Source organism: Nonlabens tegetincola (assembly GCF_002954355.1).
Classification (GTDB): domain Bacteria; phylum Bacteroidota; class Bacteroidia; order Flavobacteriales; family Flavobacteriaceae; genus Nonlabens; species Nonlabens tegetincola.
Genome location: NZ_MQVV01000014.1, coordinates 334,568 through 357,432, shown reverse-complemented (window position 1 = coordinate 357,432; position 22,865 = coordinate 334,568). Strand labels below are relative to the sequence as shown.

Here is a 22,865-nt window from a genome sequence, read left to right as displayed (position 1 = left end):
AGATTAATTTCCTTTAAATCTTGTAGTTGTTGCTTGTCCTTCCGCAGATATACCTTCTGAAATAAATACTTTTTTAACTGTTTTAAATAAAATTTTTAAATCTAAAACAAAGGATTGATGATCTACATACCAAACGTCTAATTTAAACTTTTCTTGCCAGCTTATAGCATTACGCCCATTAACTTGTGCCCAGCCGGTAATTCCAGGCTTAACTTCATGCCTACGGGCCTGCTCTTTAGAGTATAAAGGAAGGTACTCTGGTAACAAAGGTCTAGGACCTACGAAACTCATATCTCCCTTAATTACATTTAAAAGTTGTGGTAATTCATCCAATGAAGTTTTTCTTACGATTTTACCTATTGTCGTTAACCTAATATCATCTGGATAAAGCTCGCCATTTTCGTCTTTTTTATCATTCATGGTTTTGAACTTGATAATTCTAAAGATGTCTCCATTCTTCCCTGGTCGTAATTGAGTAAAAAAGGGTTTACCCGAATTAGCAAAAGACAATAGCAATAACACAATTAAAAAGATTGGACAAACAATTATCAATAACAAAATACCAACAACTTTATCTAAAATTATTTTTAGCACTTCATACATGCCTATCTAAATCTTTAAGTTTATCCATAATTTGTCTACAAAGTATCTTTTTATCATACTTTTCTTCCGCAAGTTTTCTTGCGTTTTGTCGGTAGGATACTAATAACTCAGGTGAATTTCTTAACAATTCGAGCTTTTCAGCTAAATCTTTTGGTGAATTTGGATCTACGTACACTCCACACTTTTCCTTTTCTACCATTTCTTTCGTCCAGCCAGCTGAATTAACAACCAAAGGTATACCAGCAGATAAACTATCAAAAAGTTTATTTGGTGAATTAGATTTTAATATGGGGTAATTTGCAAATGAAACTAATGATACATCACATAAATCCAAAAAATCAGAAACTAATTTCATGGGTTGTGGGCCATGAAAAAAAACATTGTTTAAGTCTAGTTTTTTAGACATTTTTTTTAATTCTTCCTCTGTTTGTCCGGCACCTAAAAAATGGTAATGAATTGGATTATTATTATCTTCAGAAATCTTTGCGGCTTTAATTATGTAGTCAAGGCCATTTGCTATTCCCATTGATCCAAAATGAACAACATTAAAAATACTTTTATCTACATTAAATCTTTTAATAATTTCTTCTTTTGGTCTTTCTTTTTTAAACTCCTCTAACTTTGACATATTAGGAACCATGGATGTCTTGCCAAAAGTTGAACCAAATCTATTGACACCTTTTTCCATATCTGGTGATAATGCAATAATCCACAAAGCATTTTTATATATGATCTTTTCTAAACTAATGGCTACCCATTGTAAAAATTTATTGTTTAAAGCTCCTAATTGAATAGGTACTTCAGGCCATAAATCTCTAACTTCAAATATGAACGGTATTTTTTTAAACCAACGACATAGAAGTGCTGGAATCCCTATGGTCAATGGGGTGGAAGTAGCATAAATCAAGTCTACTTCCTTCTCTTTTAAAGCATAAATAGAAGCTTTAAACATAAATGAAATGAAAGAATAAAATCTTCTTAGAACACCCATGTTTTGGGAATATTTATTTGGTAGGTAAATTACTTTTATACCGTCTATTTCACATTGTTTTACTTTATTATCTCCATCTGAATTGCTGGTAAGCATGGTCACACGATAACCTTGAGAAACCATTTCTTTTGCAATCCAATAGGATCTAGTTCCACCAGGTTGATCTGGAGTGATAAAGTATTGATGAATGTATAGAATTTTATTAACATTTTTCATCTAGGGTTAAACTTAAAGCGTTAGGAAGAGAGAAAAGAAAGATTAAGAAAATAAATTGAGGACCTAAAATATTTATAATATCTACTGGACTATCTAATACGTAGGTAATTAAAAAAAGTAGAAGAAAGAAAAATATCCAAGAAAGTTTCTTTTTTGAATAACTAAATATTTTTGAAAAAACTCTTAAAATTAAAACTATATAAAAGGAAATAATAAAAAGATTTAGAGGAAAAAAAGGTATATAGAATGCTGAGGCAAACAATCCAGGGGAAGCACCTGCCCGATCACTAAATATGACTTTTGTTATTTGAAGAAAGTTAGCTCTAAAAATAGACCAAACCTGAGGTTTACTTCCACAATCATTACTAAATACTAAACAAACTCGAAGCTTAAGATTATCCCAAGTTCCTTGAATTCCCTCATATACAAATTCATTGTCCTCATGATATTGAGTTGGTACATTTAAAAGGCTAACATGATAAGTTGATATTCTTTTAATTGTCCTGAAAACTGTATTATTAATTTCTTCTTTATTAGTAAATCTTTCAATGGCTTTATCAGTACCCACTTTATTGGCATTACCCATAAACACAACTAAAATGACCACTATTCCTAACACCACTCCCCTAAAAATGGGCTTGATCGGATTAATTACATTAATCGTTTCTATAAATAATGGTTTGCTAATACCTAAGGCTAATAAAAGACATAGAAAAATTGTGAGAACCTCTAAGGAAGCATTTATACTAATTAGAAACATTAACAAGATCAAAAAAGACAACCATCTATCACTTTTGCTAAATTTATCACCGTGAGAAAATATAATCAATTGATAGACTAAATAAACCCTGAAATACGCTTTTAAAGCTACTAAAGCAATAACTAAAAAACCCGATTCCGCAAGTCCTTCTCCTGCATGACGGTAATTAATAGAATAATTTAAAAAAAAGTTTATTGATAACGCTACTCCTATAAATGATAATGCAAAATTCAATCTCTTATTCAACAGTACCATAGTTAACAATTTATTCCCTAACTTAAAATCTTCAATTAGGTTATCTAGAATTACAACGAATAATAGAATTAAAGGAATATAGACTACGTTATAAGTGTTTTCTATTCCATTGAATTGAAATGCATAATCATCAAAGTAAAAGAAAACACCGATAAAAGGTATCAAATAGAAAATAAATAGATATAACAAAATGACTCGAAATCCTTGAGTTGAGATGTGCCTAGTTAATTTAGGAATTCCAAGTTTATGATTCAAGTAATCCAAAAGAATTAATTATTATTTAATAAATCTAAAATATGTTTGGGTATGGCAGTGTCCCACATATACTTGGTTACCGCATAACGTACACCTGATGATAGTGGCTTCCCTCGATGGATTCCACTACTGTCAAAAACAATTAAAGTTCCTCTCTTTGCAGGATATAACGTTGAATTATATCCTAGTTTATTAAGTTCAGTTATATTTTCTTTAGAATATCGATAAGTACTTAACGGTAGTTTTAAAGATGAATTCAATTTTCTTTTCATGGAAGGTTTGTGACTTCCAACCAAATACTCAAAACAGCCATTTGATTCTGAAACGTCATTAATATAAACCATAAACTTGAGCTGCCTCCTATTCATCATGTCCCTATGCCAACCACCACCACTTCCAGAATTATTTTCCATGTGGTTAACCCTATTGGTCATGATGAAACCATGCATGTTTTTTGAATCAATGTACTTAGCATAAATACTATTCAGTTTCTCAACTTCAAATAGATCCGTAAAACGCTTATCAAAACGCTCTACGCCCATAATCCTCTGATCGCTTTTCTCTTTATCTTCCCAGTTAGCTTTGGATTTTACATCTATCAGGTGATCAATTTTATTTCTAATTTCCTTACAAGTATCATCACTAAGAAAATCTTCAATAACTGCTATTCCATCATTACTTAAAACTTCATAGAATTCCTCATCAGACTTGCTAAGTTTATTGAATTTTTCATTAATTAAGTATTTTATTTCAGACAGATAATATTTCATGGTATAGCTTACGTATTTTATCCTTATGGTTTGTTAAATCACCTAAAAAAAAGGTGAGTTTATCTTTATTACTAAAGTTCTTATTTTGCTTGATAGAGTTTACCAAATCCTGTAGTTCGGTAAATTCTTCTTTAATCAATCCTTGTCTAATAAACCCATAGTTATCAAAACTTTCAGATAAAAATGCTGCTTTAAAAGTTAATTTATCCAAAAATATTGACTCCAAAGGTACGGCGGTTTCATTACATATGACATAAGTTACCTCTTTAAGATCGTCAAAAATGGATTTATTCCTACTACGTTTTACATTATCAATCAACTCAATTGACTTAATATCCCTTTTATCTGCAGGATGAGGTCTTAAAATTAGTTCAAAATCGGCATTTAGATTATTTACAATTTTCAAAACTTGGTCCAAGTCATCTAATTGATTGAAAGCTATTAAAATTTTTCTATTTCTAGTTTTGTACTTTCTGTATTTAAGACCTGAAAGAAATCGGAAATCAAAAAGTTTAATAATCCTCTTATTATTCTCATTCTTATATTTTTCAACACTATCTTCACTAAATAACACATTCAAATCATGATGTAATTCAGGGAATCGTTCTGAAACGGGACTATGCTGGATATAAACTGTTTTAACATTTAATTTTTTAGCCAGATCAAAAAGTAAAAAACTATATGGATTATGATCATTAAATTTTAATATGGTTCTTTGATCCTTTAAAAGATGTTCAAAAATTAACTCTAAGCCACTTAATTTCAACATTCTAAAAAAATTATGTTTGATATAATATAGGTCTTTACCATTTTTCCAAGAATTTAAGAATCTTGAAGAGTTGGCCATAATTGAAATCAACAATAATAATCTATTTATTGATATCGTTTCACCTTTCAAATTATCAACTGCAGAAGAAGATAGGATATTGTAAATACAAAAATCAAAACCGTTATTTTCAAGTTCCCGGTATACATTAGCATGGTTCTGTCCAAAAATGAAGACCACAACTTGGCTTTCAGAGAACTTCTTTGACTTAAGCAATCGGTTTAGAAAAAGCTTGAATAATCGATTTATATAAGTCCATGTAACTAATCTGAGAAATATTAAAATAATATACTCTACAACTACATATCTTTTGTGATTTAACTTTTGTATTAAATCATAATTATCTTTATAAAATCTGAACGCATGAATTAATTCCATTTACGTACTTTTTTAACAAATAGCCAAGTAATAATTACAGCGATAGTCAACATAATACTCTTGATAAAACTGAAAAGTATTATATCAAAAGCATCTGAAAACATATACATCAACAATAGATAAACGACCACGGAAACAAATAAAGAAATAGACATAAATATAGATTTCTTAAAATAAATAAGCACCGGATTTATAAAATGGTATATACTAAAAATATACAATCCTATTGAGAATATAAATAGTAATAGTATTGGTGATTGAAAAGCCAAAAAGTCTTGATTGATCAAATTTAATTCTCTTAGAACTATAAAAACAATCTGCGGAATAATTATTTGTAAAAAGAACAATCCAACTAGGAATAAATTTATTTTTCTTGTTGTTTCTTTTGTTATCTCGCCAAACATTGAAAACTCTTTGAATTGAAGTGGTGTAAAAATTTTTTTTGCAATTTCAACTAGCAAATTTGGAGTAGCTGCCACTGACAAAAAGTAAGAGTAAATACCAAGCGACTGAGATGAGAAGCCTAAAGCTACAATCACAAATTTATCAATTCCATTAATACTAGACGTGAAAAATCCGTAGAATGAAAGACTCAGAAATTCTTTAGTTTCAATTAGTTTTTTTTCTGGTGAAAGTTTCATATTAAAAATACTTAAGCACAATACTAGGATATGCGCTAATGCCATTGCAATAAGTAAATCTTTATATACTATAATTTCATTCAAGTATTTAGAATACACTAAATAGGTACAGAATACGATTAATCTTCCTAATGACACATATAAGTAGTATCTATCTTGTTCTTTAAATCTAAGATATTGTGTGTAATAATTATAAGCAATAAAGCCAATGATTACGAAAACCTCGTACCATAAATTACTGATAGAATAGGCAAAAAAGGTGTAATAAACTACCAGACATGAAACAAAAAGCACTAATAAAATCGGGTAGTTATATAATACCATTTTCTTTGGGCTGTTAGCATCAAAAAACTTACGATTAAAAAAACCAAGTAAAGGAGATATAACAACCGCGTTTGAAAACAATAAAAATTGATAGTATAATGCCCATTCACCAAAATCTGAGGATGAAATAAACGGTGATAAAAGTAACGTTATAATTAAAGGCAACACTTTATCAAAGAGCGTACCTAAAGTGTTAAAATAAAGAACATTAAATTTCATAAAACTGAGTAAAATCTTATTTATTATAAGACAAGATTTTAGTTAATATGATCTAATTTTAAAGGAGTTCCTTTACAAAGGTCAGTATTTACAGTTTTGCCAATTACACTTTCATAATATTTTGGATGTAATCCATAGCCTGGTCTTATGGAACGAATATTTTTGAAGTAAGCATTTCACCTTTTTGAACGTCCTCAACTACAAAAAGGGAACGAGCAAACTTTCTGTTTTTTTCAACTTTTTTCGTAACTGTGTAGTCAATATTACCTATTAATTTCTCTGCATTACGAACATCAGTGACCATTTGAGTAAATTCGTTTTCATCTAAAGAAAAATCAGCATCAGGTCCTCCAATTGATTTATCTAAAATAAAATGTTTCTCAATAATTTTTGCTCCTAAAGTTACAGCTACCACAGGCGCAAGCGAGCCATAAGTATGATCACTAAAACCTACTTTAACATCAAACTTTTTCCCCATATCTGTAATTGTTTTCAAGTTTGCGATATCTAAAGGGGCGGGATATGAACTTGTACATTTTAATAAAGCTATATCATTATTTCCGACTGATCTACAGGCGTCAACAGCTAATTGAATATCATCTTCGTTAGCAATCCCTGTGGAAATTATGATAGGTTTTCCTTTACTAGCAGTATACTTAATGAGGGGAATATCTTGAATTTCAAAAGAGGCTATTTTATAAGCAGGAACACTCAAGTTTTCTAAAAAATCAACTGCCGTAAAATCAAATGGTGACGAGAAACAAATCAGACCACACTCTTTTGCTTTATCAAATAGCTTTTTATGCCACTCCCACGGAGTGTAAGCTTCACTATAAAGCTCATATAAACTTTTACCGTCCCAAAGGGTATCTCCATTAATTCTAAAATACTCATTATCCACATCAATAGTTAAAGTATCCGGAGTATAAGTTTGTAATTTAATGGCATCGGCTCCAGCACGTTTTGCCGCCTCAATTGTTTGTAAGGCAACCTCTAAATTACCGTTATGATTTGCGGACAACTCTGCTATTATAAAAGAAGAACCGTGATTTGTTATATTAAAATTTCCTATTCTCATTAATTAAAAACTGCTTTAATTTTTATTCTTTTATTAATTATTTCACTTTCTCTAACATCCCTTAACTCCAATGCACCATTACAGCATTTAACCACAATAGGATCTAAACTCAGGATCATGCCATTTGGCATATCATATGTAAATCCTAAATTACTAAAACTTACTTTATCAATAACAACTTTATGCCCGTTGAAGTATGTAAAGGCCCCAGGATAAGGCTTGGATTGCGCACGTACCCAATTGAAAATTCTTTCTCTACTCCAATCCCAATTAATTAATCCATCATCAGGTGTTCTTTTTCCAAAAAAAGTTGCGAAGTTTTCATTTTGAGTGATTAGTTGATAATCGTTATTCTCTATTTTGTTTAGAGTCTCTAATAGTAAAGGTAAATAGTTATTTCCATACGCAGCCAGAAGTTCTCCTCCAGTCATTTCAGAATGAATTGGAATTTTTAACTGCTCAATAATTTTACCTTCATCACAACCCTTACTAATTTCATGGATGGTAATTCCTGCCACCGTTTCTCCATTAATGATGGACCAAACATGTGGGTTCTTCCCCTGTATTTAGGTAATAAAGAACCATGAATGTTTATTGCAATTATAGAAGGTAAAGAAATTAAATCTTCCTCGATCAAAAACAAGTAGTTAATTGATAATAAAACATCCACACGAATATCACCAATCACTCTAATCGCTTTTCCATTTCTTGGATTGCCTTTGTAATTTTTAATACCATTTGATTCAGCAAATTCTATAATACTATTTGAATTTGAGTCGGTACAAATGAATTCAATTTGATGAATTTTAGTAAGCCCTTTAACTACTTCAAAACCTAAATTACCACTAGCTAGTACACCAATTTTCATTTAGAATCAATTTTTGAATGAATTACTACATCTAAGTATCTATTATTAAAATAACAATGCTCCTTGAGTATTGCGTCAAGATAATAATCATTTTTCTTTAACACCTTATATAAATGAGGTCTTAAATCAAACGCGTAAACATAAAGCTTATGAATTTTAAGTTCTTGAAAAGCTAATTTTTCAATTAGGTCTAAATAAATAGTCCAATACTTTTCAAAATAAATATCTTCTGATTTTGTATCCATAATAAAAGATATTTCTGCATTTTTATCAATCCAGTTGATATGTACTAAACCACCATAACCAACACAAACGTTATTTTTTAAAAATGAAAATAGAAATTGAGATGGCTTATCCTGATCAAATAATTTAGAAACCACATTTTCAAAATAATTGTCCTGATCTTTTTTAGTTAATGGCTTATTTTGTCTTAAATGATATATTTGTTCATTACGCCATCGCATAATATCATAACGATCTTCTATACGAATAGGAACTATTCTATACTCATCATTTGAAAAAACTTGCGTGGTCAAAGCTTTATAAGAGTTCATATTTAAGTTCTGCTAGTTTCCAATCTATTTCATTATCTATATCTTGACCTTCGGTTTCCTTTATTATTACGCTTCCACAGTTTTGAGTTATTAACGTTTTTACTTCTAAACATCGAATCACATTAAACCAGTAGAATTGACCAGCATCATGAAATGTCGACTCTAAATCCTGACTCCTTGTGTTTTTATGTTCTTTATTAAAGAACTCAATCTTACCAGATTCCGAAAGCTTTAGTGCTCTTTGAATCGGGAATCCAAATTTTATTATTGGAAATACGGTATCAAAATCGTTTTTAATCAAAGTATCTAATGACTCACTCAATCGCTTGGATGTGACAAAAGGTGCCGTGGGATAAATACAACAAGCATATTTAAATTCCTTTTTGTAGCTAAGCTTGTATTCCTCTATGACCTCTTTTAAAACATCAAATGTTGTAGCATGATCGTTTGAGTTCTCTTCAGACCTATAGAAAGGTACAGTGGCTCCGTATTTCATGGCAATCTCAGCAATTTCCTCATCATCAGTGGAAACCATAACCTCATCAAATAGTTTTGAATTTAATGCTGCGTCGATTGAATAGGCTATAATTGGTTTTCCTAAAAATGATTTTATATTTTTTCTAGGAATTCTTTTACTACCACCACGAGCCGGTATAATACATAGTTTAGACATTGTAAAAATTATCTATTGTATCCAAAACAAATTGTTGTTCCTCATTTGTTAGAGTAGGAAACATCGGTAAGCTTATACATTTAGAATAGTAACTCTCCGCATGAGGTAAATCACCTTCTTTCCAGCCAAACTCTCTATAATAAGGCATTAAATGACAAGGTATATAATGAATTTGAGCAAAAATGCCATTTTGCCTTAAATAGTTATATAACTCTAATCTATCGTCAACCTCTATAACGTAAAGGTGATAAGCATGCCCTTCAATAAAACCTGATTGACCATGGATAAACGATTTATTGATAAAAGCCTCATTATAGGTTTTTGCGATTTTAATTCTTCTTTGTATTCCTTGATCAGCTCTTTTTAATTGACTACTTCCTAGCGCAGCTTGAAAATCAGTAATTCTATAATTATATCCTAAATCCTGCATTTCCATATACCATCCTGGGTATTCTTGTGTTTCCGCTTTCGCGGAAGCGAACTCCTTACTATTAATATATAAAGAATCGTCCTTTACAATACCGTGTGTTCTTAGACTGAGTAATTTTTTATATAACCTTTCATCATTAGTTGTTATCATCCCTCCTTCTCCACAAGCAATATGTTTAACTGGATGAAATGAAAAGATGGCTAGGTCTGCAAATTGTCCGTTACCACAATGTTGTTTATTTCCAGAACTATCTATAAAATAACCTCCTGGAGAATGACAACTATCTTCAATAATCCAAAGACCATACTCATCGGCTAAAGCTCTGAATGCTTCTAAATCGACCGCTCTACCAGCAAAATCTACTGGAATGATACCTTTATACGTACCTTTAGGAGATGCTTCTAATAACTCACGAACTTTGTTTATATCAAGCAAATAGGTTTGGGGATCGATATCCGCAAAAACTACTTCACCACCGCAATATCGTATACAGTTTGCACTAGCGGCAAATGTAATAGGAGTAGTAATTACCTTGTCACCTGGGGAAACCCCTAATGCAAGAGCATTTAAATGAAGTGCTGCCGTACCGTTAGATACCGCCACAGCAAATCTAGCCCCAACGTAATTAGCAAATTCTTCTTCAAATTTATTTATCCTAGGACCTTGAGTCAAATAGTCTGCTTGTAAAGCTTCTACTACAGCATCAATATCTGATTGCTGAATATTTTGTCTACCATATGGAATACTTACTGACATATTACACTGAGAAATTAGGATCTACATGCTTTTTAACTAACGCTCTCAAGCTTTCAATTGACTCCCATTCTGTATTAGTACCAGAATCATAGGCAAATCCATCTTCAACATCAACTCCATTAAATGCCTTTTTATACTCCTCTTTGGTATATCTTGAATAGGGAGAAGGTTGTGGTAAAATAGCATAATATTTACCAATATCAACAGTATTGAATGAATCAGATGCTGTAATCATTTCTTCATGAAGTTTCTCACCAGGTCTTACACCGACTTCTTTTTGTTCCAAGTTTGGAGCAATCGCAGTTGCAACATCAGGAATTCGATAAGACGGTATTTTAGGAACAAATACTTCTCCACCCCATGCGTTTTCAATAGCATAGAAAACCATTTCACATCCATCCTCAAGCGAAATGTTAAACCTTGTCATCCTGTTATCTGTAATTGGTAGAAAAGACTCTCCGTCATTCTTCTTCTTTAAAAAGAATGGCATAACAGAACCGTTAGATCCCATAACATTACCATAACGAACCACAGAAAATTTAATATCTCTATTTCCTTTGATGTTGTTTGCAGCAATAAACAACTTATCTGAAGCCAATTTTGTCGCTCCATATAGATTAATAGGTGCTGCTGCTTTATCGGTAGAAAGTGCTACTACATTTTGAACATTTGATTCTAGAGCTGCGTCAATTACGTTTTCTGCACCGTTAATATTTGTTTTAACACATTCCATGGGATTATATTCTGCAAGATGTACGTGTTTCATTGCAGCAGCATGGATAACAATATCTATTCCTTCAAATGCTTTTTTAAGTCTATTTTTATCTCTTACATCTCCAATAAAATATCTAATTTGAGGATACTCCGACTCACTAAATTCTTGAGCCATTTGAAAGTGTTTTTGTTCATCTCTCGATAAAATCACTAAACGTTTTACTTTTGGACATCGTTCCAAAATAAGTTTAGTAAACATTTTACCAAAGGATCCTGTTCCACCTGTTATTAAAATTGATTTATTGTCTAGATTCATATTATTTTATTATTTAAAACAAGAATACCACTTCACTAAAGTACTAATGTGATAGCGTAATTTTAAAGTTTTTATATTCGCACGTAAAATACTGATTATTATATAGTTATCATCTTTGTCATTATTCAGGTTACAAAAGTAGGTTTATTTTCTCTATTATTATAAAGTATCAAACTATTATAGCTTGCCATTTGATTTTGTACCTAAAACATTTTTTACGTCATAAATAACACTTTCCTTTACTAGATACTTATTTAAATCAATATCAAGATACTCCTCATGTGCAACCGCTAATAAAATTCCTGAATAACGTTCTTTCTTAAATTCTTTGAATGAGTAGTAACCGTACTCTTCAAACACCTCATCTGGGTTTGCCATAGGATCATGAACACTTACATCTATCCCGTATTCTTTCAAATTTTGAATAACATCTACAACTTTAGTGTTTCTTATATCTGGACAATTTTCTTTAAATGTTATTCCTAGAACTAACACTTTGGCATCTTTTACCGAAATATTTTCAGCTAACATGAGTTTAACAAATTGCCCTGCAACATAAGAACCCATGCTATCATTCATACGTCTCCCAGCCAAAATAATCTCAGGATGATAGCCTACTTCTTGAGCTTTTTGTGCTAAATAATATGGATCTACTCCTATACAATGTCCTCCTACTAAACCTGGTTTGAATGGTAAAAAATTCCATTTGGTGCCGGCTGCCTCAAGAACTGCATGTGTGTCTATTTCTAACAAATTAAAAATTTTAGCTAGTTCATTGACAAAGGCGATATTGATATCTCTTTGTGAATTCTCAATGACTTTAGCCGCCTCAGCAACTTTTATAGTTGGTGCTAGATGAGTACCTGCGGTAATAACTGACTTATAAAGCTCATCAATTTCCTGACCAATTTCTGGAGTACTTCCTGAAGTAACTTTCAGAATTTTATCTACGGTATGTAACTTATCTCCTGGATTAATGCGTTCTGGTGAATAGCCCGCATAAAAGTCAGTATTGAAGCTAAGACCGCTCACTTGTTCCAATACTGGTATACACTCCTCTTCAGTTGCTCCTGGGTAAACCGTAGATTCATAGATAACAATATCTCCTTTTTTAAGTACCTGCCCAACCGTTTCACTAGCTTTTTGAAGCGGAATTAATACAGGACGATTATTTTTATCAACTGGTGTAGGAACAGTGATAATGTATATTTGAGCGTCCGCTATATCTTCTAATTGAGTAGTACAATACAATCCATAAGAATCATTTGACTCATTTTTAAGCACTTTCTGAAGTGTTTCTTCATCTACTTCAAGTGTATTATCCCTACCCTTATTAAGCTCATCTACCCTAGCTTGATTAATATCAAAGCCAACCACATCGTATTGAGTAGCAAAGAGCCTAGCTAAAGGAAGTCCTACATAACCCAAACCAATAACACAAATTTTCTTATTCATTCCTCGTTTGTTTTGATCGCTTTCGCGAAAGCGTAGATTAACTAATTATAAATTATTCCAATACCATTCTACAGCCTCTTTGAGACCTTGATCAATATTAAACTTAGGCTCATACCCAAGGAGTCGTTTAGCTTTTTCAATAGATGCTAGTGAATGAGGGATATCACCTGCACGATTAGGACCGTGCTTAATTACCACATCTCGAATATCAGAATCAAATTTACTTAAGTGCTTTTTCAAATACTCAATTAGTTCAATTAATGTAGTTCGATCACCGTAGGCAACATTAAATACCTGATTTTCACTTTCTGGCGAATCAACCAACATTGCCTTTACGTTAGCTTGAATCACATTATCTATATACGTAAAATCACGACTGTAGGTACCGTCACCGTTTATAATAGGTGATTCTTTCTTCATTAGGCTAGAAGTAAATTTTGGAATCACAGCTGCATAGGCTCCGTTTGGGTCTTGTTTACGTCCAAAAACATTAAAGTACCTAAGACCGATAGTGTTAAGACCATAGGTTTTGTAGAACACATCCGCATACAGCTCATTAACGAACTTTGTAATAGCGTACGGAGATAAAGGACGACCTATTTTGTCTTCCACCTTTGGCAACGATTCAGAGTCTCCGTAAGTAGAACTACTAGCCGCATATACCATTTTCTTTACTCCTGCATCTTTACACGCTACTAACATATTTAGAAAACCGCTTACATTGACATCGTTTGAAGTGATCGGGTCTTTTATTGATCTAGGAACACTACCCAAAGCAGCTTGATGAAGTACGTAATCACAACCAGCTACAGCACGATGACAAGTATCTAAATCCCTAATATCCCCTTCTATAAAAGTGAAATTAGGATGTTGAATAAAAGGCTCAATGTTATAACGGTGACCATTAGAAAAATTATCTAGCCCTGTAACGTTATAATTATTATTCAATAAGAACTCGCAAAGATTGCTACCTATAAAACCAGCAGCACCTGTAACTAAAACTTTGATTGATTTCACCTTAAATATTTGAATTTGCGAAAGTACAAAAATAACTCACTGTTTAGGAGTTACTACAAGGTTATCGTTTTCAAGTACTCAAAATAGGACCCTTTAAATCTTTAATCCGTTCTGCAACTTTGTTTTTATCAACCCAACCCATTTTAATAGCAATTTCTTCTAAACATGAAATTTTTAATCCAGCCCTATTCTCTATGGCTTTTACAAACTCCGTTGCCTCAGAAAGTGCCTCGTGAGTACCTGTGTCCAACCAGGCAAAACCTCTACTTAAAATTTCTAAGCTCAGTTCCCTTTTTTCTAAATAATATTGATTCAAACTAGTGATTTCTAACTCTCCTCGAGCACTAGGCTTCAATCTTTTAGCTACATCAATAACAGAATTTGGATAGAAATACAAACCAACTACAGCAAAATTACTTTTAGGCTGTTTAGGTTTTTCTTCAATACTAGTTACCTGTCCTTCTTCATTAAAAGAGGCAACTCCATAACGTTCTGGGTCTTTAACATAATTACCAAACACCACTGCTCGCTTTTCATTGGTTACAGTATGTACAGCACTTTGAAGCACTTGAGAGAATCCTGCTCCATAAAAAATATTATCTCCCAACACCATAGCTACATCATCATCTCCTATGAAATCCTCTCCTATTACAAAAGCCTGTGCTAAACCATCAGGTGATGGTTGCTCTTTATATTGTAGACGTATCCCGTAATCTGAACCATCGCCTAAAAGTTTTTTAAAATTTGGTAAATCATGCGGAGTTGAAATAATTAAAATCTCTCTTATACCTGCCAGCATGAGTACAGATAAAGGGTAATAAATCATAGGTTTGTCATAAACAGGTAGCAATTGCTTACTCACTGCTATGGTTAAAGGATGCAATCTAGTTCCTGAGCCACCTGCTAATACAATACCTTTCATTTATTTATACTGTTGGTTATAATATTCTTTGTAAGCACCAGAAGTTACTCGTTGTAACCATAAAGGATTCTCTAGGTACCATGAGATTGTTTCTTTTAAACCTTGTTCAAAAGTTACTGATGGCATCCATCCTAATTCGTTTGACATTTTGGACGCATCTATGGCGTATCTAAAATCATGTCCCGGTCTATCGTTTACAAATGTAATTAAAGACCTACTCGTTCCTGCATCATTATCCAGCATCACATCCATTTCATCACACAATAACTGTACAAGATCAATATTTTTCCATTCATTATGACCACCAATGTTATAGGTCTCACCTAATTGCCCTTGCTCCATTATAGTTTTAATTGCCAAGGCATGATCTTTAACATACAACCAATCCCGTGTGTAATTACCATCTCCATAAACAGGTAATGGCTTTCCATGTTTAATATTATTAATAAACAACGGTATTAATTTCTCAGGAAATTGATAAGGTCCATAGTTATTTGAACAATTACTTATAACAATAGGCAAACCATAAGTTTCATGATAAGCGCGTACAAAATGATCACTACTAGCTTTACTGGCCGAGTAAGGCGAATTAGGACTATAGGGCGATTCTTCAGTAAAAAGACCTTTCTCACCTAAAGCACCATAAACCTCATCAGTACTTATATGATAAAACAACTTATCGGTAAAGTCCTCATTCCAATTTGATCTACAAACTTCTAAAAGATTAAGAGTACCTAAAACATTAGTACGAGCAAAGGCTAGTGGATCACTTATGGATCGATCAACATGAGATTCTGCAGCTAGATGGATAACCACATCAATTTGATGATTTTTAAATACAGTTTCTACAGCCTGAGCATCATTGATATTTACCCGATAAAATGTATAATTCTCTTTGTGCTCGATAGTTTTAAGATTCTCTAAATTTCCTGCATAGGTAAGCGCATCAAGATTAATAATGTGAGCATCTGGATACTCGGTAACGAATAAGCGCACCACTTCCGAACCTATAAATCCAGCTCCTCCTGTTATAACAATTGTTTTTCTCATTGATGTTGTAATTACGCTTTCGCGAAAGCGAAATACTTCTAACCTTTACCTATAGTATACATTTTGAATCCTATATCTTCCATTTTATCATGATCCAAAATCATACGGCCATCGAATAGGAACGCAGGTTTCAACATTTTGTTATAAATAGATTTCCAATCGTAATCTTTAAACTCATCCCACTCTGTCATAATAGCAATCGCATGAGCCTGATCGAAACACTCCATAGGATCGTTAACAACAGTAACTCCTTTTCTATTTTCTTCGCTACTTCGAGTATTTAAATAATCTAAATCGGCATAAATCTGTTCAGCAGTTACTTTAGGATCGTAAACCACAATTTCTGCCTGTTCATTAAGTAGGTCATCTGCTACATATATACTTGCAGATTCTCGGGTGTCATTCGTATCTTTTTTAAACGCCCAACCAAGCATTGCTATTTTCTTGCCTGAAACAGTATTATAAAGCGTTTTTACAATATTAGATGCAAATCGCCTTTTTTGATGATCATTCATTATGATTACTTGCTCCCAATAGTCAGCTACCTCTTGCAAACCATAAGACCTAGAAATGTATACAAGATTTAAAATGTCCTTTTGAAAACAACTACCTCCAAAACCAACGGATGCTTTCAAAAACTTGGGTCCTATCCTAGAATCAGTTCCTATAGCTCTCGCTACCTCATTGACATCAGCTTCAGTTTTTTCACAAAGCTCACTAAGTGCATTTATACTGCTAACTCGTTGTGCGAGAAACGCATTGGCAGTAAGTTTAGAAAGCTCTGAAGACCAAACATTGGTCGTCAAAATTCTATCAGAAGGCACCCAATTAGCATAAACATCTACTAAAGCCTTTTGGGCCATACGTCCTTCCTCAGTTTGTTCACCACCAATAAGTACCCGGTCAGGATTTAACAAATCTTGAACAGCGGTTCCTTCTGCAAGAAATTCTGGATTGGATAAAATTTGAAACTTTACATCCTTGGAAGTATTGTCAAGAATATTTTTGAGAGCTTCGGCTGTACGAACAGGTAGTGTACTTTTTTCAACAATTATTTTGTCATCCTCGGCAACATCGGCAATCTGTCTAGCGCATAATTCAATATATTTTAAATCGGCCGCCATTCCTTTTCCTACTCCATAGGTTTTTGTAGGAGTGTTAACAGAAATAAAAATCATATCAGCTTCCTTGATCGCTTGATCGACCTCTGTCGAGAAAAATAGATTTCTTCCTCTAGCTTGTTTTACTAAGTCAGATAGACCTGGTTCGTAAATAGGTATTTTGGAAACATCAGAATCGTTCCAAGCTTCAATTCTTTTCTTATTAACATCAACTACATTAATTTTTATGTGAGGACAATTAGCAGCTATCACAGTCATTGTAGGGCCACCAACATATCCTGCTCCGATACAACAGATGTTTTTAATCATGTTCATTACATTTAAAGCGGCAAAGGTAACTATTCATCACTAAAACGTTTAATTAAATTTTAAGACTAAAAAGTAAGAAAAGATTAGCCTATCTCTTAAAAACAAGTATCTTTGTCGCTTAATAGAAAGCAAAAAAACAAACTTCATGAAAAAAAGTATTTTTTTGGCAATGGCTTTAGTAGCTAGTATAGCTGTTGCACAAAATGACGAAATGGAATCAGATGTTAAAGTTAACGACTTTAACAAGTGGTCGATCGATGTAGGTGCGGGTGTAACAAAACCTGTAAGACCAGTATCATCAGGAGCCTTTACTAACACACCATCCTTGTGGCAGGCAGATTTAGGTATTCGTTACATGGTGAACAATAAATTTGGTTTTAATCTTGATTTAGGATATAATAGCTTCAATGCAGATGAAGAAAGCCGTGATTTTGAAAGCAGGTATGTAAGAGCAACACTTGAAGGTGTACTTAACGCAGGACATATTATTGGATTAAATCAATTAGACGACCGATTAGGTCTTTTAGTTCACGGAGGTATGGGTGTATCTACTCTAAAACCAGTTGAACCTATTGAATTAGATGAAGAATACATGCTTAATTTCCAGCTTGGAGTTACTCCACAAGTGAGATTATCTAATAGAATCGCTTTATTCGGAGATTTATCTATACTAGGACATGTTAGACAAGACTATACTTTTGACGGTCTAGGAAGAACAGGAACCAGAGGATTTAATGGATTTGTGGTAAATGCTTCTGCAGGTTTAAATATTTACCTAGGTAGTAATGATATTCATGCAGACTGGGCTCCAGATATGTATGATGAGAAAATTGCTGAAATGGCAGCAGCTGTTGATAAAATGGCTCGCGAGCAAGCAGATGATGATCAAGATGGTGTTCCTAACTATTTAGACCGTGATAATACTACTGAAAGTGGTGTGAGAGTTGATAGTAAAGGTCGCGCAATCGACATGAACAAAAACGGTATCCCAGATGATATGGAAAGTTCTTTAGCTAATACTTATGTAAATAAGACCGATGCTGAAAACATGATGAATCAAGCTGGAGCTGCTGACTCTGATCTAGTTAAAAAATTAATCAACGAAGGTTACGTAAATGTATATTTCCAGTTTAACAGCACTAAGCCTACTACTTATAGTTTAGGAGCTCTTAACACTATCGTACAGTATATGAAGGATCACCCTTCTGCAACTGCTACTTTAACTGGATATGCTGATGAAATCGGAAGCCCAGAATACAACAAACAATTGTCTGAGCGTCGTGCTAAGATGGTAAATGATGTAATGGTTGCAGCTGGTATTGATGCTTCAAGGTTAACTGTTAACGGTGATGGTGAAGATGCATCAGTAGATAAAAATAGCGCACAAGCTAGACAAATGGTAAGAAGAGTTACTTTTAGAGTAAACTAATCTAACTGTTCTTTCTGTTAATATAAAGCTGCCCAGTCGGGCAGCTTTTTTTATTTCTGTATTTTATGAATATCAAATGTGTATATATTTCTGAACATATTCTAAGAAAAAAGATACATTACATCAACACTTAAACTAAGCTGAAAAGTCTTTTAACAACCCACATGATAAGTAAATTAAGAATTCATCTAATACAGGTACTTAAGCTTTTGAGATTATAAGCGATCTCAAGACAGACATAAGAAGTATAGCTAGTATCCTAAATAGTCCAATTATTTAGGATACTAGCTATACTTCTATTCTTTTTCAAAAAGAAACTCTTCTATATACATCATTAATACCATAGTTCACACTTCCCAAACTCGATTACATTCTGACCAAATCATCGATAAAGAATAAGGTCTTTAAATCTATAAAAAGAATAGGAAGAATATAAAACAGTTAAGTAGATTGAGATAAGCTAGCAATAAAAAAACCCGTTTGAAGCTTCAAACGGGTTATGTACTTTATTGTAAGGAATCGACTAAATTATTGGATACCTTCTTTTAACCAATCTCTATATTCATTTATGTCTGGCGTATAACCTACTGGATCAGGCATTCCTTTTTGAGTTCCATCCGCATTAAGTTTCACATAATAAGGCTGTGCTGCATTCTTAAATTGTTTCTTTTGTAACTCGTACCACTTATCTCCTATCGTTCTTACTTTTCCTCCTAAGACTTCACTTTCATATTGCTCTTCTTTGGGTAGTTTGTTTTGATCATCTACGTATAAAGAAATCATCACAAAGTCATTCTTTAATATGGGCAATATTCTAGAATCTGACCAAACACGTTCTTCCATTTTACGGCAATTCACACAAGCATAACCAGTGAAATCTACTAACACGGGTTTATTGACTTGTTTAGCATACGCCAATCCTTCATCATAATCATCAAAAGTTATGATGTCGTGAACACCTAAATGCGCATGTTCAGGAATTTCTGTCACTTCAGTAAGCTTTTTGTAACCTACTCCATAAGGTGACTCCGCATAATTTAATGGCGGTGGAAAACCTGATATAATTTTTAATGGTGCACCCCACATACCAGGAATCATGTAAATAGTAAAGGCTAAAACAACCACACCTAACAAGGCTCTACCTACTGAAATAGTTGACTCTGGTCCATCGTGTGGCATTTTAATTCTACCAAATAAATACAAGGCTAATGAACCAAATATGGCTATCCAAAAGGCCAGGAACACCTCACGTGGTAACAGCATGAATTGATAAACTAAATCTGCGTTGGATAAAAATTTGAATGCTAACGCTAACTCTAAAAAACCCAAAACAACTTTAACTGTATTCAACCATCCACCTGATTTTGGTAACGAATTCATCCAGCCAGGAAAGATGGCAAACAAAGTAAAGGGAAGAGCAAGAGCAGTCGAGAATCCTAGCATACCAACAATAGGTGCTACTCCACCTTTACTGGCTGCTTCAACAATCAATGATCCAACAATAGGTCCCGTACAAGAAAATGAAATTATGGCTAAAGCCAATGCCATAAAAAATATACCTATAAATCCACCTTTATTGGATTTTTCGTCGACTTTATTTGCCCAAGATTGCGGTAAGGTAATTTCAAACGCTCCAAGGAAAGAAGCGGCAAAAATTATAAGAATGATGAAAAAACCTAAATTGACATAAGCATTAGTAGACATGGCATTTAGGATGCGGTCACCAAAAATAGCCACCACTACACTACCTAACAACACATAGATTAATATGATAAAAAAGCCATATAGAATAGCGTTTGATATTCCTTTAGCTCGGTTACTACTTTGTTTAGTAAAGAAACTCACCGTAAGCGGTATCATTGGAAATACACAAGGTGTTAATAAGGCTGCAAAACCGGCTAAAAAGGAAACCAAGAAAATAGCCCATAAACTCTTTTCTTCCGTGTCATTTTCAATTTTATCATTTTGTTTATTACTCGTATCACTTTCAGATGCTTCTACATCAGATTCTGATTTAGATTCTAAGTCATGACTTTCCATTAGTGGAATGGAACTGGGTTCAGGTCCTTGCGAAAGTAAAGGTTCCTTTTCTTCATCATAATAAACATCAATGATATCAGTGGCGTCATCAGGAACTACAACATCAGGATTGAGTTTATACACGTATGAAAAAGAAGTTGGTCTTAAACACTTTTCATCATCACACACCTGATAACCTATTTCTCCAACGATGTATTCTAGAGCTTCATCTAGTATTTTCACCCGTTGTTCAAAACTACCTTTATCAGAAAATTGATACACATTGAAATCCCAAACGGAAGAAAACTCTGCAAAAGATCCTTCCTCCTTATTTACACCGATAAGTTCAATTTTATCTTCAACTCCGTAATAACTAAATGTAGTTGGAATAGGTCCTCTACCCTTTTCACCTGTTTGAGAGTATAAATGCCATCCAGGTTCTAGAGTTACTTGAGTTTTGAAAACATATTCGTTTTCTGCTATTTTTTCAACGGTTGTATTCCAATTGGTAGGATCTTGGTCACCAAACTGTGCAAAAGCATAAAAGCTCAAAAAGCACAATAAAATGCTTAGGTAGTTTCTCATGAATGAAAAGTTATTTTTAATAGTTTTTTAGTAGATGATGTAACTGGAAAATGAATGCTGTTTCTATACCCTATCACCCATAATAAATGACCAAGATAACGCAATACTGGAACATTGGGCTTTTCAAAGGTAGAAACCTTATAATTTGTAAGTATATCACTTACTAATTGACTTTTCCCCTTCATACCAAATGGCTGTAATTTATCTCCTGCTTTCCAATTTGTTATTTTTACAGGAGCGTCTATTAATTCAGCATCAAGAAACAAATTATTCTTGCTTGCTTCATTTTTTACAAGCTCTAATGGATTATTTACCGATCGTATTTCAAGTTCAAAAGTTCCTATCTCAGTTTTCACTTTAGAATTTTCAATAGGCATACTTACATCAAATTCAATCTTTTTCGGTAAGAGAATTAACTTAAAATATTCTCTATCTCGCCATAATTGGTAAGCACCTAATTCTAATCTCTTACCACTTGGTGAATACATAAATTGCATTAATTCATCGTAGTTAACGGCTGTATATTGATTGACAACTTCATAAAAATACAAACCAGCTTGATGGTAAGATTTTAATGCTTTTATCGAGAAATGTATTTCATCCTGAACCTGTGTGATTACGCTTTCGCGAAAGCGTGATACCGCATCATCTTGTAATTGTTTACTAGCTTTTAAATTAACCAACACTTTGGGAAGATTTTCCTTTAATTGTGGTAAAGCTTTATACAATTGTGGAAGCACGAGATTACGCAATTGGTTGCGTAAATAGTTATTTTGATTATTGCTTGCGTCCTCTCTATACTCTACCTGATTATTTGTTGCATAGTTTTCAATTCTCTCTCTAGAGAAAACCAATAATGGTCTTCGGATTTTATTATTGCGGTCAGGTATACCTGTAAGGCCATTTAATCCTGCACCACGATTAAGATGCATAAAGAATGTTTCTATTTGATCATCTAAATGGTGAGCAGTGAGAATGTAATCATAATTAAATTCCCTGCACATAGCATAGAAATAATCGTATCTTAATTTTCTAGCAGCTTCTTGAACAGCCATGTTGTGCTGTTTCATAAACTTTTGAGTATTGAAGCTAGTTGTATGACAAACAACCCCTAGTTCTTGCGCTTTATTAACAACAAGCTCTTGATCTTTATCACTTTCGTTATCTCTAAGAAGGAAGTTACAATGAGTCACGGCATAGTTCAAACCTGACCGATGAATTAAATCCCACAATACCATACTATCACAACCGCCGCTTACTGCAATTAACAGGGATGCGTTTAAAAGTTCTGGAAATGCGGTTTGAATATGTTGTTTAAAATCTTGTAACAT

At 33.1% G+C, this 22,865-nt stretch carries 20 protein-coding genes and 2 pseudogenes; 1 reads left to right on the top strand and 21 read right to left on the bottom strand.

From position 1 onward, the window contains the following. Positions 1–3: 3 nt before the first annotated feature. The 19 genes and pseudogenes from BST93_RS08485 to BST93_RS08400 form a co-directional block, all read right to left on the bottom strand. Positions 4–603 carry a sugar transferase gene (locus BST93_RS08485; RefSeq protein WP_105018819.1) on the bottom strand — a complete coding sequence of 200 codons (600 nt, stop codon included), beginning with the start codon at positions 601–603 and terminating at the stop codon, positions 4–6. Continuing rightward, positions 596–1,810, bottom strand: a complete 1,215-nt coding sequence (locus BST93_RS08480) for a glycosyltransferase family 4 protein (protein ID WP_105018818.1) — start codon at positions 1,808–1,810, stop codon at positions 596–598. Before BST93_RS08480 ends, BST93_RS08485 begins: the two co-directional genes overlap by 8 nt. Further along, a complete protein-coding gene (locus BST93_RS08475) occupies positions 1,797–3,080 on the bottom strand; it encodes a hypothetical protein (RefSeq protein WP_146104999.1) in 1,284 nt (427 codons plus the stop codon). The genes BST93_RS08480 and BST93_RS08475 overlap by 14 nt, the downstream gene beginning before the upstream one ends. 14 nt (positions 3,081–3,094) lie before the next feature. Continuing rightward, positions 3,095–3,850 carry a phytanoyl-CoA dioxygenase family protein gene (locus BST93_RS08470; RefSeq protein WP_105018816.1) on the bottom strand — a complete coding sequence of 252 codons (756 nt, stop codon included), beginning with the start codon at positions 3,848–3,850 and terminating at the stop codon, positions 3,095–3,097. Beyond that, complete coding sequence (locus BST93_RS08465) at positions 3,831–5,054, bottom strand: hypothetical protein (protein ID WP_105018815.1); 1,224 nt, start codon at positions 5,052–5,054, stop codon at positions 3,831–3,833. Before BST93_RS08465 ends, BST93_RS08470 begins: the two co-directional genes overlap by 20 nt. Further along, positions 5,045–6,238 (bottom strand): polysaccharide biosynthesis protein, encoded by a 1,194-nt coding sequence (locus tag BST93_RS08460; RefSeq protein WP_105018814.1) that lies wholly within the window; start codon positions 6,236–6,238, stop codon positions 5,045–5,047. Before BST93_RS08460 ends, BST93_RS08465 begins: the two co-directional genes overlap by 10 nt. Before the next feature lie 38 nt (positions 6,239–6,276). Further along, positions 6,277–6,387 (bottom strand): SAF domain-containing protein, encoded by a 111-nt coding sequence (locus BST93_RS14830; protein WP_373420738.1) that lies wholly within the window; start codon positions 6,385–6,387, stop codon positions 6,277–6,279. Further along, positions 6,384–7,316: a pseudaminic acid synthase gene (gene pseI, locus BST93_RS08455; RefSeq protein WP_258150507.1), complete on the bottom strand. Its 933-nt coding sequence runs from the start codon at positions 7,314–7,316 to the stop codon at positions 6,384–6,386. Before pseI ends, BST93_RS14830 begins: the two co-directional genes overlap by 4 nt. Beyond that, positions 7,316–7,747 (bottom strand): hypothetical protein, encoded by a 432-nt coding sequence (locus BST93_RS08450; protein ID WP_105018813.1) that lies wholly within the window; start codon positions 7,745–7,747, stop codon positions 7,316–7,318. Before BST93_RS08450 ends, pseI begins: the two co-directional genes overlap by 1 nt. Before the next feature lie 39 nt (positions 7,748–7,786). Continuing rightward, positions 7,787–8,184 (bottom strand): annotated as a pseudogene (locus BST93_RS08445) (formyltransferase family protein); the annotation flags it as partial. Further along, positions 8,181–8,720, bottom strand: a complete 540-nt coding sequence (locus tag BST93_RS08440) for a GNAT family N-acetyltransferase (RefSeq protein ID WP_258150506.1) — start codon at positions 8,718–8,720, stop codon at positions 8,181–8,183. The gene BST93_RS08440 and the pseudogene BST93_RS08445, both read right to left, overlap by 4 nt. Before the next feature lie 4 nt (positions 8,721–8,724). Then, complete coding sequence (gene pseF / locus BST93_RS08435) at positions 8,725–9,411, bottom strand: pseudaminic acid cytidylyltransferase (protein WP_105018810.1); 687 nt, start codon at positions 9,409–9,411, stop codon at positions 8,725–8,727. Then, positions 9,404–10,597: a UDP-4-amino-4,6-dideoxy-N-acetyl-beta-L-altrosamine transaminase gene (pseC, locus tag BST93_RS08430; protein ID WP_105018809.1), complete on the bottom strand. Its 1,194-nt coding sequence runs from the start codon at positions 10,595–10,597 to the stop codon at positions 9,404–9,406. Before pseC ends, pseF begins: the two co-directional genes overlap by 8 nt. 1 nt (position 10,598) lies before the next feature. Next, a complete protein-coding gene (gene pseB / locus BST93_RS08425; protein WP_105018808.1) occupies positions 10,599–11,627 on the bottom strand; it encodes a UDP-N-acetylglucosamine 4,6-dehydratase (inverting) in 1,029 nt (342 codons plus the stop codon). A 177-nt stretch (positions 11,628–11,804) separates the two neighbouring features. Further along, positions 11,805–13,082: a nucleotide sugar dehydrogenase gene (locus BST93_RS08420; RefSeq protein ID WP_105018807.1), complete on the bottom strand. Its 1,278-nt coding sequence runs from the start codon at positions 13,080–13,082 to the stop codon at positions 11,805–11,807. Positions 13,083–13,127: 45 nt separating this feature from the next. Next, positions 13,128–14,099: an SDR family oxidoreductase gene (locus BST93_RS08415; protein WP_373420737.1), complete on the bottom strand. Its 972-nt coding sequence runs from the start codon at positions 14,097–14,099 to the stop codon at positions 13,128–13,130. 53 nt (positions 14,100–14,152) lie between these two features. Further along, a pseudogene (gene rfbA, locus BST93_RS08410) lies at positions 14,153–15,021 on the bottom strand (glucose-1-phosphate thymidylyltransferase RfbA). Next, positions 15,022–16,071 (bottom strand): dTDP-glucose 4,6-dehydratase, encoded by a 1,050-nt coding sequence (gene rfbB, locus BST93_RS08405; protein WP_105018805.1) that lies wholly within the window; start codon positions 16,069–16,071, stop codon positions 15,022–15,024. Positions 16,072–16,109: 38 nt separating this feature from the next. Next, complete coding sequence (locus tag BST93_RS08400) at positions 16,110–17,501, bottom strand: UDP-glucose 6-dehydrogenase (RefSeq protein ID WP_105018804.1); 1,392 nt, start codon at positions 17,499–17,501, stop codon at positions 16,110–16,112. A gap of 145 nt (positions 17,502–17,646) precedes the next feature. On the opposite strand from BST93_RS08400, the gene BST93_RS08395 reads away from it, so the two are divergent. Beyond that, positions 17,647–18,930 carry an OmpA family protein gene (locus BST93_RS08395; protein WP_258150505.1) on the top strand — a complete coding sequence of 428 codons (1,284 nt, stop codon included), beginning with the start codon at positions 17,647–17,649 and terminating at the stop codon, positions 18,928–18,930. Between the two features lie 528 nt (positions 18,931–19,458). Here the strand turns inward: BST93_RS08395 and BST93_RS08390 are convergent. Next, complete coding sequence (locus BST93_RS08390; RefSeq protein ID WP_105018803.1) at positions 19,459–21,534, bottom strand: protein-disulfide reductase DsbD family protein; 2,076 nt, start codon at positions 21,532–21,534, stop codon at positions 19,459–19,461. Beyond that, positions 21,531–22,865, bottom strand: coding sequence for a tRNA lysidine(34) synthetase TilS (gene tilS, locus BST93_RS08385; RefSeq protein ID WP_105018802.1), 1,335 nt, complete (start codon positions 22,863–22,865; stop codon positions 21,531–21,533). The genes BST93_RS08390 and tilS overlap by 4 nt, the downstream gene beginning before the upstream one ends.